This window comes from Sulfitobacter sp. 1A15299, from assembly GCF_043556915.1.
In the GTDB taxonomy this organism is placed as follows: domain Bacteria; phylum Pseudomonadota; class Alphaproteobacteria; order Rhodobacterales; family Rhodobacteraceae; genus Sulfitobacter.
In genome coordinates, this window is the sequence record NZ_JBIFFJ010000001.1 from 528924 (window position 1) to 539464 (window position 10541).

Genomic DNA, 10541 nt, shown 5'->3' on the forward strand with positions numbered 1-10541 from the left:
ACGCTTTCAAGAAATTTTGAGCGCCGCTTTCGGCCATCTCAGGGCTTGATTTGGCCCCCGTCAGGGTCAACTGTAAAGTCATGAGCATAGAGCCCCCATCGCCGATCACGGCTTTCGAGCGCCCTGCCGAACAGGTCGCTTTCCACCGCACCGAACTGTCGCTGATCCTATCGCTCTACGGGCGTATGGTCGCCGCGGGGGAGTGGCGGGATTACGGGATTTCGCACCTCAAGGACGTGGCCGTCTTTTCCGTCTTTCGCCGCACGGCTGAGATACCGCTTTACCGGATCGAAAAGCGGCCCAAGCTGCGCAACCGGCAGGGGATGTATGCGGTGGTGGGCACCGGCGGGCAGGTGCTGCGCCGGGGCCATGACCTGAAGGCCGTGCTGCGCGTGTTGGAGCGCAAGCTGATCCGCGCGGTGGACTAAAGGCCGGGGCGGCGATGTGCCGTCACCGGGCCGTCCCCGCCCGCCTCGATCCGGGCGATGGCCTCGGCGATGTTTTCATAGCTCACGGCCATGGCATGGGCATTGGCGTGGATCATCGTCTCGCCATCCACCACCATTGCCACATGGCCTTTCCAGAACAACAGATCATTGCGCTGATAGGCGCCGCTGACGAGGGTGCCCACGGTCTTTTCCTGCTGGTCGCTGTCACCGGGGCAGGGGATGCCGCAGGCCAGAAGCGCGGCCTGCATTAGGCCCGAACAATCGATCCCCCAACGGCTATTTCCGCCCCAGAGATAGGGCGTGCCGAGAAACAGCGCAGCGATCTGCGCGGGGTCGGCCTCTCGCCGATCGAGGGGGGCAAGATGGCCCAGTGGGATGTGCCCCTGCGGGGTTTCGGCGAAACCTTTCATCTCTGCCGTGACCGTGACGGGCGAGCCGTAGCTGAGGCTGAGCAGGTCCGGCGATTTCAGATCGGCGTCGCGATAGGCATGGGTGGCAGGCACGCAAACGCGATGGGTGGCCTTGCGCGCTGTGCCAAGGGTGCTTTGCAGAACATGGCCGCAATAGCCATCCTTCTCGGCCTGCACATAGGCCCAGCTTGACGCCTCATGCAGCACGCGAACCTGCTCGCCGAATAGCAGCTGCCGGTCGCGCGGCCCCTCGGGGCGGCGGCAGAGGTCGGCCACCGGCACCGCCACCTGCGCGGGGCGGTTCTGGGTCGCCAGCGCCGGGTCCGGGGTGAGGCGCGGATCGCTCATGGTTTCAGCAAGGCGGGCAGGGCGGCATAGATCGCGCGGGTGCCTTGGCCGGTGCCGCCTTTCGGGCGGGCGGGGGCGTCGGCGGGTTGCCAGCCGTAGATGTCGAAATGCGCGTATTTGCTGTCGGTCACAAAGCGGCGGAGGAAGAGCGCGGCGGTGATCGACCCGGCAAAGCCGCCCTTGGGCGCGTTGTCGAGGTCGGCGATGCCGGGTTCGATCAGCGCCTCGTAGGCGTCGTGGAAAGGCATCCGCCAGACCGGATCAGCAGACCCGGCAGCGGCGCTTTCCAAGGCCGAGACGAAGGCAGCGTCATTACTGTAATAGGGCGCAAGGTCCGGCCCCACGGCCACCCGCGCGGCCCCGGTCAGCGTGGCCATCGAGATGATTTGATCGGGTTTGTCCTCATCCGCCAGCGCCAGCGCATCGGCCAGCACCAAACGCCCTTCGGCATCGGTGTTGTTGATTTCAACCGTCAGCCCCTTGCGCGAAGTCAGGATGTCACCGGGCCGGAAGGCATTGCCCGAGACGGAGTTCTCCACCGCCGGGATCAGCACGCGCAGCCGCACCTTCATGCCGGTGGCCATGATCATATGCGCCAGCCCCAGCACGGCGGCGGCCCCGCCCATGTCCTTTTTCATCAGCGCCATCGACGCGCCGGGCTTCAGGTTCAGCCCGCCGGTGTCGAAACAAACGCCCTTGCCCACCAGCGTCAGCTTTGGCCCCGCCTCGCCCCATGCCATGTCGATCAGGCGCGGCGCGCGGTCGGCGGCGCGGCCCACGGTGTGGATCATCGGCAGGTTGTTTTCCAGCAGCGCATCGCCGGTGGTCACCTCGATCTTTGCGCCATGTTGCTCGGCCAATTCGCGCGCGGCGGCTTCGAGGTCGGGCGGCCCCATGTCGGAGGCGGGGGTGTTGATCAGGTCGCGGGTCAGCATCTCGCCCGTGGCCAGTGCGGTGATCTGATTGGCGTCGACCCCCTCGGGCGCGACGAGACGGGCGGTCATCGGGGTCTGGTCGCGGTAGCGGTCGAAACGGTAGCCCGCCAGCAGCCAGCCGAGCGCTTCTGTCGCCGCCTGATCGTCGGGCAGGCCGCTTGCGATCCGGTAGTCCCCGGCAGGGAGCTTGGCCGCAGCGGCGGCGAGGTGGAAGCGGCCCCGGCGGCGGGCGGCTTCGGACCCGTAGCCCGCGAGTGCCATCACCGGCGCGCCCTCGGCCCCCGGCACCACAAGCGCTTGCCCAAGGCCGCCGGCAAAGCCGCTGGCCCTCACCCATGCCTGCACCGCGCCGGGCTGATCGACAAGCCAGCCTTCAAGCGCGGCCTCGCTCAAGACATGAAGCGGCAGGGCATTGGCGGAGGGGGCGGCGAATTCGGCGGACATGACAAACCTTTGCAAATCTGGATTTGCGCGCAGCCTACCTTTTCCATCGCCACCCGCAAGCGATCAGATCGTGATCTCGGGCAAGTCCCATATCGCGGTCAAGGACCGTTCGCCGCTGCGGATCAGGCGCGACAGCGTGGCCGCCGTGGCGATGTCATCCCCGGCGTCGATACAGACCACCACATCCGCCGCCACCCGGGCCACGAGCGCCATGCCGATTTGATCGGCGATGGCGATCAGACGGTGCACGCTTTTGCGCAGCCCGGCGCGGTCTTGGCCCTCATGTAACCTTTTGCAATGGGACAGGCGCAGGGCCAATTCCTCCATCGCGCGGCACAGGACATCTTCGGCCCCCACCTCACCCAGTTGTGTATAGAGCAGCTCCAGCCGCTCTTGATCGACGCAGACCTGTTCGGTCGGGCGAATTTGCATAAGTTGCATTCCTGTCATCCTTCGATCGCCCCCACGGCCTTGGGGCAATATGGCGCATGAAGGTGTGCAAAGGGTTGCGATGATTGTTCCTTTTCTCTCGAATTCGTATGGCATTTGCGCTATCTGCGCTAAAACCGCATCACGCATTAGGGGACGTTTACACATGGACAAGGCCAAGGCTCTGCCGTCGTATCTGTTGCAACGCTATCAGGGGTGGAAGGCGACCGGCTATGCCGAAAACCAGTCGTGGTATCGCCGCCTTGCTTCCGAAGGACAGCATCCGCGCGCCATGGTGATTTCCTGCTGCGACAGCCGGGTGCATGTGACCTCGATCTTCGGGGCCGATCAGGGCGAGTTCTTTATTCACCGCAACATCGCCAACCTCGTGCCGCCCTACCAGCCCGACGGCAACCAGCACGGCACCTCGGCGGCGATCGAATATGCGGTGACGGCGCTGAAGGTCGCGCATGTGATCGTGCTGGGCCATTCCAGCTGCGGCGGTGTGGCGGGCTGTGCCGCCATGTGCCGGGGCGAGGCGCCGGAACTTGAGAAGAAAGACAGTTTCGTGGGCCGCTGGATGGACATCCTGCGCCCGACCTTCGATTCCGTGTCCAGCATCAAGGACAAGCGCGAGCAGGAGCGTCAGCTCGAGAAGCTCGCCGTTGTCACCTCGCTGGAAAACCTGATGACCTTCCCATGGCTGAAAGAGGCGGTCGAGAAGGACGAGTTGTCGTTGCACGGTCTGTGGACCGACATCGGCGAGGGCGGGTTGGAGCATTACTTGCCCGAGTTGCGCGCGTTCGAACCGGTCTGACCGTCGATAAGTCGTAGAACGAAAAAGGGGGCCGATTGGCCCCCTTTCCTATTTCTATGCTAAGGCTGAACCTCAGCCCTTTTTCAGCACTTCGCGGCCCAGCAGTTCGGCGATCTGCACGGCGTTCAGGGCGGCACCCTTGCGCAGGTTGTCGCTGACGCACCACAGATTGATGCCGTTGTCGATGGTGCTGTCCTGACGGATGCGGCTGATGAAGGTGGCGAAATCGCCGACGCATTCGACGGGCGTGACGTAGCCGCCGTCTTCGCGCTTGTCGATCACCATGATGCCGGGCGCTTCGCGCAGGATGTCGCGGGCTTCGGCCTCATCAAGGTGGTCTTCGAATTCGATGTTGATCGATTCCGCATGGCCCACGAAGACCGGCACGCGCACGCAGGTCGCGGTGACCTTGATCGACGGATCGACGATCTTCTTGGTCTCGGCGACCATCTTCCATTCTTCCTTGGTCGAACCGTCTTCGAGGAAGACATCGATATGCGGAATCACGTTGAAGGCGATCTGCTTGGGGTAGACCTTGGCCTCGTAATTGTCGGTCGGGTTGTAGACCGATTTGGTCTGGTCCCAAAGTTCGTCGATCGCCTCTTTGCCCGAGCCGGAAACCGACTGGTAGGTGCTGACCACGACGCGCTTGATCTTGGCGCGGTCATGCAGCGGCTTCAGCGCCACGACCATCTGCGCGGTGGAGCAGTTGGGGTTGGCGATGATGTTCTTCTTGGAATAGCCGTGCACGTCTTCGGGGTTCACCTCCGGCACGATCAGCGGCACTTCGTTGTCGTAGCGGTAGAGCGAAGAGTTATCGATCACCACGCAGCCCGCTTTGGCCGCGGCGGGCGCGTATTTCTTGGTCGCTTCAGAGCCCACGGCGAAAAGCGCCATGTCCCAGCCGGCGAAATCGAAAGTGTCGAGGTCTTTGGTCTTGAGGGTCTTGTCCCCGAAGGTGATCTCGGTCCCGAGCGAACGGCGGCTGGCAAGGGCCACGATCTCGTCCACGGGGAACTGACGCTCCGCAAGGATGTTCAACATTTCACGGCCCACATTGCCTGTGGCACCGACGACGGCGACGCGATAACCCATTTGATTACTCCAGTCTGTCCAATTTAGTTTGACGCCATTTAACGTGCCTGCGGGGCATTGGCTAGGGCCAGCCGCGTAAGGGCAGGGCAAGGCGGTGCCTTGCTGGGGTCAGAGAACCTTGATCACGTCCTTGTTGATCGCCAGCATATAGCCGCGCCGGGCAATGTTCTTGACCAGCAGTTCCGACACCAGTTGGTTGCCAAGCGTGTCGCGCAGGCGTTTGATCCGCGTGGCACCCGCGGCCTCATCACAGTCGGCAGGGCTGCGGCCCGAGATCATGCCTTCGATCTCGGAACCCGAGAGCACGTCGTCATCCATCCGCGCCTCGGCAAGGACCGACATCGTCTCCATCGCAGCGGCCGTCAGCTTGAAGCCGAGGTTGTTGAGATAGACGGTATTCTCTTCCCGGCTGATCAGCAGGGAATTGACCTGAATGCCCGTCCGCTCGATCTGCGCCATGCGGCGGTTGAAGCCGATGAGCATGAACAAAAACACCATCGCTGCGACCAGCATGGCGCTGGCGAAGACCAAAAGCACCACGATCACGATACGGTAGCTGGCCAAGGTCTCGGAAAAGGCGGTGCCGGACTGGGCGAGGATTTCCAGCAGCTTGATCTCGGCCTGGGTGGTCAGATCGTCATTTTCGATAAAGATCCGCTCAACCCGCGCGTTAAAGACGTTCGCATCCGGCAGCGCCCAAAGCAGGACAAGCGCCCCGACCAAAAGCACGGCGACCACGGCGGCGATGCCGCCGATCACGAAACGCCCGCCAAATCTGCGCATGTCAGAAGCGGAGGTAGAATGTTCCTGCACTGTCTTTCCTTTGATCCAAGCCTTCGTCACCGAAAACAGACAGCACATTCAACAATGTCCAGCCCTCCGCTGCAAGACGCGGCGTGAGTTCGGTTTCGGCGGAGGCTGGCTCACAGGCCCCGGAGATCTGCGCCACCCCATAGTGAAGGCGCAGCGGATTGTCTTGCTTGGCCTTGTAATCGGCAAAGCATCCGGCCGTTGCCGCGGCGGGCAGGGCCAGAATGACCGCCAGCGCGGTCAGCACGGAGAGACATGGATTTTTCATATGTTTTTAATGCGCTTTCGCCCGTTGATATTCAATAACCAAGGCGATCTAGGCGCCTTGTTATTGGATAACGCCCCCCTGTTATTGCCTGTCTTTGGTGCTCATCCCAATTTGGTGGCACTAACAGACACACGAACCGATACGCGGCCCCCGAGTTATGGCCGCAGAGGATCAAGGGCGCAGCGAAACGCGCCGATAACGAGAAGGGACCAGACCCATGTACCGCAAGTTCATTGCTACCATCGCCGCCCTGTCGGTTGCCATAACTGCCTTTGGCGCCCGCCCTGCCGCTGCCGATGAAAAGGAAGTGCTGCGCACGCTCGCCGCGATTGCGGGTGTCGCGATCGTGGGCAAGATGATCTACGACAACAACAAAGAGCGCAAAGAGCGCGAGACCGTGACCCGTCGCCGTGCTGCGCCGGTCTATGAGGCACCACGCTATTATCCCGCGGTTTCAAAGCGGCCCCATCCGCGCCCCTATGTCGATCCGCGCCCCGAGCCGCGCCGCAGCGCCCGGACCTACCCTGAGCGCGACCGTGCCACTTATCCTGAGCGCGAAGTGCGCCCCCTGCCTGAGCGCGTGGACCGCAAGCTGCTGCCGCAGCAGTGCTTCCGCAGCTATGAGGGCGATGAGGGCAAGGTCATGATGTTCGGCGAGCCCTGCCTTGAGAAAAATTACTCCTATGCCGAGCGCCTGCCCCGCTACTGCGCCAAACGCGTCAGTACCGCCGAGGGCGCGCGCTACGGCTATGACGCCCGCTGTCTGCGCGACTCGGGTTACAGCTTGGCGCGTCGGTAAACCCGGCGTGCCTTGACCGAGCGGCACGTCCCTGTCGCTCGGGTTTTGAAAGGGGGGGTGTTCGGGCGCCTCCCCTTTCTCTTTTTTGTTGCACCTTTGGGGCGCATGCGGTTTCACCGGCCCCATGATACCTGACTATGAACTCGAACGCGGGGCGGCTGCCCGCGGCTTTCGCACCATCGCCGGGGTGGACGAAGTGGGCCGTGGCCCACTGGCCGGGCCGGTCACCGCCGCCGCCGTGGTCTTTGCCGAAGGGCAGATCCCCGAGGGTCTGAACGATTCCAAGAAACTGACCGCCCGCGCCCGTGAAAGGCTTTATGAAGAGATCATGTCAGTCGCCGTGGTCTGCGTGGCCCATGCCACGGTCGAAGAGATCGAGGAACACAACATCTTGCGTGCCAGCCATCTGGCCATGACCCGCGCCTTGGCCGGTTTGGCCTGCAAGGCGGATTATGCGCTGATCGACGGCAATATGCTTCCGCGCGATCTGGCGCTGCCCGCGCAACCTGTGGTGAAGGGGGATGCGCGCTGCCTGTCGATCTCGGCGGCTTCTATCGTTGCGAAAACCGTGCGCGATAACCTCATGGTGGATTTGGCGCAACAGCATCCGGGTTACGGTTGGGAAACCAATATGGGCTATGGCTCGAAAAGCCACATCGCCGCCCTGCAGGATCTTGGTGTCACCCCACACCATAGACGTTTGTTCAAACCGGTACACAATATCTTGTATCAAGCCAATTTGTTAACCGATTGATTCAAAAAAGAAATTGACCACGATTCTCTGATGGCTCATTTTATCCACAACCAATGAGCGCTTAAGCGCCGGGTAATGAGGCAGAGATATGAAAACGATGACAAAGGGCGCCGCGGCGCTTCCCTTGAACACTATTGTTGCGGGCGATTGCATTGAGGCAATGAACGCCCTCCCAGCAGAATCGGTGGATCTGATCTTCGCGGATCCGCCCTACAACTTGCAGTTGCGAGGTGATTTGCATCGCCCCGACAACTCCAAGGTCGATGCAGTTGATGACGAATGGGACCAATTCGCCAGCTTCAAAGCCTATGACGAATTCACCCGCGCATGGCTCAAAGCCGCGCGGCGGCTGCTGAAACCCGATGGCGCGATCTGGGTGATCGGCAGCTATCACAACATCTTCCGCGTCGGCGCGGCGCTTCAGGATCAGGGCTTTTGGATCCTGAACGATGTGGTCTGGCGCAAGTCGAACCCGATGCCGAACTTCCGCGGCAAGCGCTTTACCAATGCCCATGAGACGATGATCTGGGCCGGGAAGAGCGAGAACAGCAAATACACCTTCAACTATGAGGCGCTGAAGGCGCTGAACGAAGGCATCCAGATGCGCAGCGACTGGGTGCTGCCGATCTGCACCGGCCATGAGCGTCTGAAGGATGAGGCGGGCGAGAAAGCGCATCCGACGCAAAAACCCGAAAGCCTGCTGCACCGTATCCTCGTCGGCTCGTCCAACCCCGGCGACGTGATCCTCGACCCGTTCTTCGGCACCGGCACCACCGGCGCCGTGGCCAAGATGCTGGGCCGCGATTTCATCGGCATCGAACGTGAGGAAGCCTATCGCAAGGTGGCCGAAAAGCGGATCTCGATGGTGCGCAAGTTCGACAACGAAGCGCTGCAAACCACCACCTCCAAACGCGCCGAGCCGCGCGTGCCCTTCGGGCAGTTGGTCGAGCGCGGCATGCTGCGCCCGGGCGAGAACCTCTATTCCATGAATGGCCGCCACAAAGCCAAGGTCCGTGCCGATGGCACCCTGATCGGCAGCGATGTCAAAGGGTCGATCCATCAGGTGGGCGCGGCCTATGAGAAAGCCCCCAGCTGCAACGGCTGGACCTATTGGTGCTACAAGAAAGACGGCAAGAATGTCCCCATCGACATTCTGCGTCAGCAGATCAGAGCCGAGATGGCGAACTGATCCACCCCGGACAATCGAACACCGCCGGCACCCGTGGCCCCTCTGCGTGAGGGGCATGCGCACGGGTGCCTACCTTGACCCCGCCCGATGGCGGGGTTTTTTTGTTGGACCGGCCTAATTCACCCACCGTTTGCGGGCCTGAAACTCTCGCAGTACGGCGTCAATGTAGCGGGTATCGAAATCGCATTTATTCACCACATAGAGCACCCCGGCAGAGGCGGCTTTTTCCCACATGCCGGGGGAGGGCCAATCGCTGACCATAATCACCGGCGTTTGCGCATGGCGGTCGTCGCAGGCCAGTTCCAACGCGAAATTTGCGCCCAGTCCATCAGGCAGGTTGTGTCGAGCAGGATCAACGCCTTGTCCCCGGCGCTGAGCGCCCGGCGTGCGGCTTCGATGCTGGGGGCAAATTCAACCTGCATCCCGCCATAGGCGCGGGCCAGAACGCGGCGCAACCTTTCTCGGTCAAACTCACTGTCTTCGACGATCAGACAGGTGCCATCATAGGCCGCCCGCGCGGGCGCGTCTTGGTGCTGCATCAATACCACTCCACAGGTAACAGTCGCAGCTTTTCTGCCAAGCAAAGTTTAACTTTGCGTTGCCGTGTTCAGAGCCGGGGCAGGGGATTGCTGGCCTTGTTGTAGGCTTTCCAATCGGTGATCTCGGGGTAGTACATCTCGCGCCATTTGCGCACCCGCGGGTTCATGACGCGCCGCCACAGTGGCGGCACCATAGCGGCCATGGTCATCACCGGATAGCCATAGGGAAGCTGCGGCGCATCGCCCGTGCCATAGGTCTGCAAGACCGGGAAACGCCGGTCGGGTTTGTAGTGGTGATCGGAATGGCGTTGCAGGTTGATCAGCAGCCAGTTGCTGGCCTTATGCGCCGCGTTCCACGAATGGCGCGGCTGGACATGTTCGTATTTCCCGCCGCCCAGATGTTTGCGTGTCAGCCCGTAGTGTTCGATGTAATTGACCAGTTCCAATTGCCAGATCGCCACACCGGCTTGGACAAGGAACAGGCCCAGCCCGCTCCAACCGCCCAAGATCAGCGCCAGCAGCAAAAAGGCCGCTTGCAGTGCCCAGTATTTGAAAAAGGGATTTCCCGGATCGGTCCAAGGCAGCCCCTTGCGGGCCAGCATGTTCTTCTCAGCTTGGAAGGCCGAGGTCAGCGACTCGCGCAGCACGCGGGGGTAGAAGCGATGAAACCCTTCGTTGTAGCGCGCTGTCACCGTGTCGCGCGGGGTGCCGACATGGCGATGATGCACCAGCAGATGCTCTGACCGGAAATGCGAATAAAGCACCATGGCCAGCAGGATATCCGCCAACCGCCGCTCGATCTTGTTGCGTTGGTGCATTAGCTCATGGCTGTAGTTGATCCCGATGGTGCCGGTGATAACGCCCACGCCGAAGAACAGAAAGATCCGCTCTGCCGTGTCCAGATGCCCGGCGCGTGTGGCGTAATAGATCAGGCCAAAGACGGTCAGGCATTGCAGCGGGGTCCAGAGCAGGGTGACGAGGCGGTACCAATAAAGATCATCCTCCGTCGCCTCCAGATCGGCGTTGTCGAGGTTCAGCCCCAGCACCGCGTCGAGCATCGAAAACAGATACCATGTCACCAGCGGCAGCAGCGCGATGGACCAGCCGCCCTGCGCCGCACAGAACCACGCAAGCGGGATCAGCAGCAGGGACATCCAGAAAGGCAGGGCGCGCGACAGACGGGCGAGGTCTTGGGCGGCGATGATGCGGTTGGCCATAGGGCACCTCATAGTTGCGCGCCAGATATACCGCAGTT

The 10541-nt window shown here is 62.0% G+C and carries 14 protein-coding genes; 5 read left to right on the top strand and 9 right to left on the bottom strand.

Annotated elements, in window-relative coordinates; translation table 11 throughout:
- Positions 1-80 precede the first annotated feature (80 nt).
- On the top strand, positions 81-428 hold the full coding sequence (locus ACGYK7_RS02580; RefSeq protein ID WP_209218493.1) for a DUF2794 domain-containing protein: 348 nt from the start codon (positions 81-83) through the stop codon (positions 426-428).
- Here ACGYK7_RS02580 and ACGYK7_RS02585 read toward each other — a convergent pair.
- From ACGYK7_RS02585 to ACGYK7_RS02595, 3 genes are all read right to left on the bottom strand, one after another.
- Positions 425-1207, bottom strand: coding sequence for an NlpC/P60 family protein (locus ACGYK7_RS02585; protein WP_394398703.1), 783 nt, complete (start codon positions 1205-1207; stop codon positions 425-427). The two genes, ACGYK7_RS02580 and ACGYK7_RS02585, sit on opposite strands and share 4 nt — an antisense overlap.
- On the bottom strand, positions 1204-2586 hold the full coding sequence (locus ACGYK7_RS02590; RefSeq protein WP_394398705.1) for a leucyl aminopeptidase family protein: 1383 nt from the start codon (positions 2584-2586) through the stop codon (positions 1204-1206). Before ACGYK7_RS02590 ends, ACGYK7_RS02585 begins: the two co-directional genes overlap by 4 nt.
- Positions 2587-2649: 63 nt before the next feature.
- The gene (locus ACGYK7_RS02595; protein WP_394398707.1) at positions 2650-3027 is read right to left on the bottom strand and encodes a hypothetical protein; all 378 of its coding nucleotides are present in this window, start codon (positions 3025-3027) and stop codon (positions 2650-2652) included.
- A 154-nt stretch (positions 3028-3181) separates the two neighbouring features.
- Between ACGYK7_RS02595 and ACGYK7_RS02600 the strand changes: the two genes are divergently transcribed.
- Positions 3182-3832 (top strand): carbonic anhydrase, encoded by a 651-nt coding sequence (locus tag ACGYK7_RS02600; protein ID WP_394398709.1) that lies wholly within the window; start codon positions 3182-3184, stop codon positions 3830-3832.
- Positions 3833-3904: 72 nt separating this feature from the next.
- Here the strand turns inward: ACGYK7_RS02600 and ACGYK7_RS02605 are convergent, their stop codons facing one another.
- The 3 genes from ACGYK7_RS02605 to ACGYK7_RS02615 all read right to left on the bottom strand — a co-directional run bounded on the left by ACGYK7_RS02605 (position 3905) and on the right by ACGYK7_RS02615 (position 6005).
- Positions 3905-4927: an aspartate-semialdehyde dehydrogenase gene (locus ACGYK7_RS02605; protein ID WP_394398711.1), complete on the bottom strand. Its 1023-nt coding sequence runs from the start codon at positions 4925-4927 to the stop codon at positions 3905-3907.
- 108 nt (positions 4928-5035) lie between these two features.
- Complete coding sequence (locus ACGYK7_RS02610; RefSeq protein ID WP_082852096.1) at positions 5036-5710, bottom strand: hypothetical protein; 675 nt, start codon at positions 5708-5710, stop codon at positions 5036-5038.
- Between the two features lies 1 nt (position 5711).
- Complete coding sequence (locus ACGYK7_RS02615; protein WP_394398713.1) at positions 5712-6005, bottom strand: hypothetical protein; 294 nt, start codon at positions 6003-6005, stop codon at positions 5712-5714.
- 217 nt (positions 6006-6222) lie between these two features.
- On the opposite strand from ACGYK7_RS02615, the gene ACGYK7_RS02620 reads away from it, so the two are divergent.
- The 3 genes from ACGYK7_RS02620 (at position 6223) to ACGYK7_RS02630 (ending at position 8747) form a co-directional block, all read left to right on the top strand.
- The gene (locus ACGYK7_RS02620; RefSeq protein WP_394398715.1) at positions 6223-6804 is read left to right on the top strand and encodes a hypothetical protein; all 582 of its coding nucleotides are present in this window, start codon (positions 6223-6225) and stop codon (positions 6802-6804) included.
- Between the two features lie 124 nt (positions 6805-6928).
- Positions 6929-7558 carry a ribonuclease HII gene (locus ACGYK7_RS02625; RefSeq protein WP_394398717.1) on the top strand — a complete coding sequence of 210 codons (630 nt, stop codon included), beginning with the start codon at positions 6929-6931 and terminating at the stop codon, positions 7556-7558.
- Positions 7559-7646: 88 nt separating this feature from the next.
- Positions 7647-8747 carry a site-specific DNA-methyltransferase gene (locus tag ACGYK7_RS02630; protein WP_394398719.1) on the top strand — a complete coding sequence of 367 codons (1101 nt, stop codon included), beginning with the start codon at positions 7647-7649 and terminating at the stop codon, positions 8745-8747.
- Between the two features lie 114 nt (positions 8748-8861).
- On the opposite strand, the gene ACGYK7_RS02635 is transcribed toward ACGYK7_RS02630, so the two are convergent.
- From ACGYK7_RS02635 to ACGYK7_RS02645, 3 genes are all read right to left on the bottom strand, one after another.
- The gene (locus ACGYK7_RS02635) at positions 8862-9008 is read right to left on the bottom strand and encodes a hypothetical protein (RefSeq protein ID WP_394398721.1); all 147 of its coding nucleotides are present in this window, start codon (positions 9006-9008) and stop codon (positions 8862-8864) included.
- Between the two features lie 2 nt (positions 9009-9010).
- Positions 9011-9286 (bottom strand): hypothetical protein, encoded by a 276-nt coding sequence (locus ACGYK7_RS02640; protein WP_394398723.1) that lies wholly within the window; start codon positions 9284-9286, stop codon positions 9011-9013.
- 68 nt (positions 9287-9354) lie between these two features.
- Positions 9355-10503 (bottom strand): alkane 1-monooxygenase, encoded by a 1149-nt coding sequence (locus ACGYK7_RS02645; RefSeq protein ID WP_394398725.1) that lies wholly within the window; start codon positions 10501-10503, stop codon positions 9355-9357.
- Positions 10504-10541 lie beyond the last annotated feature (38 nt).

Excerpts from the sequence above, each read along its gene's own strand:
- ACGYK7_RS02585 (WP_394398703.1), bottom strand. The coding sequence starts at position 1,207 with ATGAGCGATCCGCGCCTCACCCCGGACCCGGCGCTGGCGACCCAGAAC.
- ACGYK7_RS02610 (WP_082852096.1), bottom strand. The coding sequence starts at position 5,710 with ATGCGCAGATTTGGCGGGCGTTTCGTGATCGGCGGCATCGCCGCCGTG.
- ACGYK7_RS02595 (WP_394398707.1), bottom strand. The coding sequence starts at position 3,027 with ATGCAACTTATGCAAATTCGCCCGACCGAACAGGTCTGCGTCGATCAA.
- ACGYK7_RS02630 (WP_394398719.1), top strand. The coding sequence starts at position 7,647 with ATGAAAACGATGACAAAGGGCGCCGCGGCGCTTCCCTTGAACACTATT.
- ACGYK7_RS02590 (WP_394398705.1), bottom strand. The coding sequence starts at position 2,586 with ATGTCCGCCGAATTCGCCGCCCCCTCCGCCAATGCCCTGCCGCTTCAT.
- ACGYK7_RS02620 (WP_394398715.1), top strand. The coding sequence starts at position 6,223 with ATGTACCGCAAGTTCATTGCTACCATCGCCGCCCTGTCGGTTGCCATA.
- ACGYK7_RS02580 (WP_209218493.1), top strand. The coding sequence starts at position 81 with ATGAGCATAGAGCCCCCATCGCCGATCACGGCTTTCGAGCGCCCTGCC.
- ACGYK7_RS02615 (WP_394398713.1), bottom strand. The coding sequence starts at position 6,005 with ATGAAAAATCCATGTCTCTCCGTGCTGACCGCGCTGGCGGTCATTCTG.
- ACGYK7_RS02605 (WP_394398711.1), bottom strand. The coding sequence starts at position 4,927 with ATGGGTTATCGCGTCGCCGTCGTCGGTGCCACAGGCAATGTGGGCCGT.
- ACGYK7_RS02645 (WP_394398725.1), bottom strand. The coding sequence starts at position 10,503 with ATGGCCAACCGCATCATCGCCGCCCAAGACCTCGCCCGTCTGTCGCGC.
- ACGYK7_RS02600 (WP_394398709.1), top strand. The coding sequence starts at position 3,182 with ATGGACAAGGCCAAGGCTCTGCCGTCGTATCTGTTGCAACGCTATCAG.
- ACGYK7_RS02625 (WP_394398717.1), top strand. The coding sequence starts at position 6,929 with ATGATACCTGACTATGAACTCGAACGCGGGGCGGCTGCCCGCGGCTTT.
- ACGYK7_RS02635 (WP_394398721.1), bottom strand. The coding sequence starts at position 9,008 with ATGGTCAGCGATTGGCCCTCCCCCGGCATGTGGGAAAAAGCCGCCTCT.
- ACGYK7_RS02640 (WP_394398723.1), bottom strand. The coding sequence starts at position 9,286 with ATGCAGCACCAAGACGCGCCCGCGCGGGCGGCCTATGATGGCACCTGT.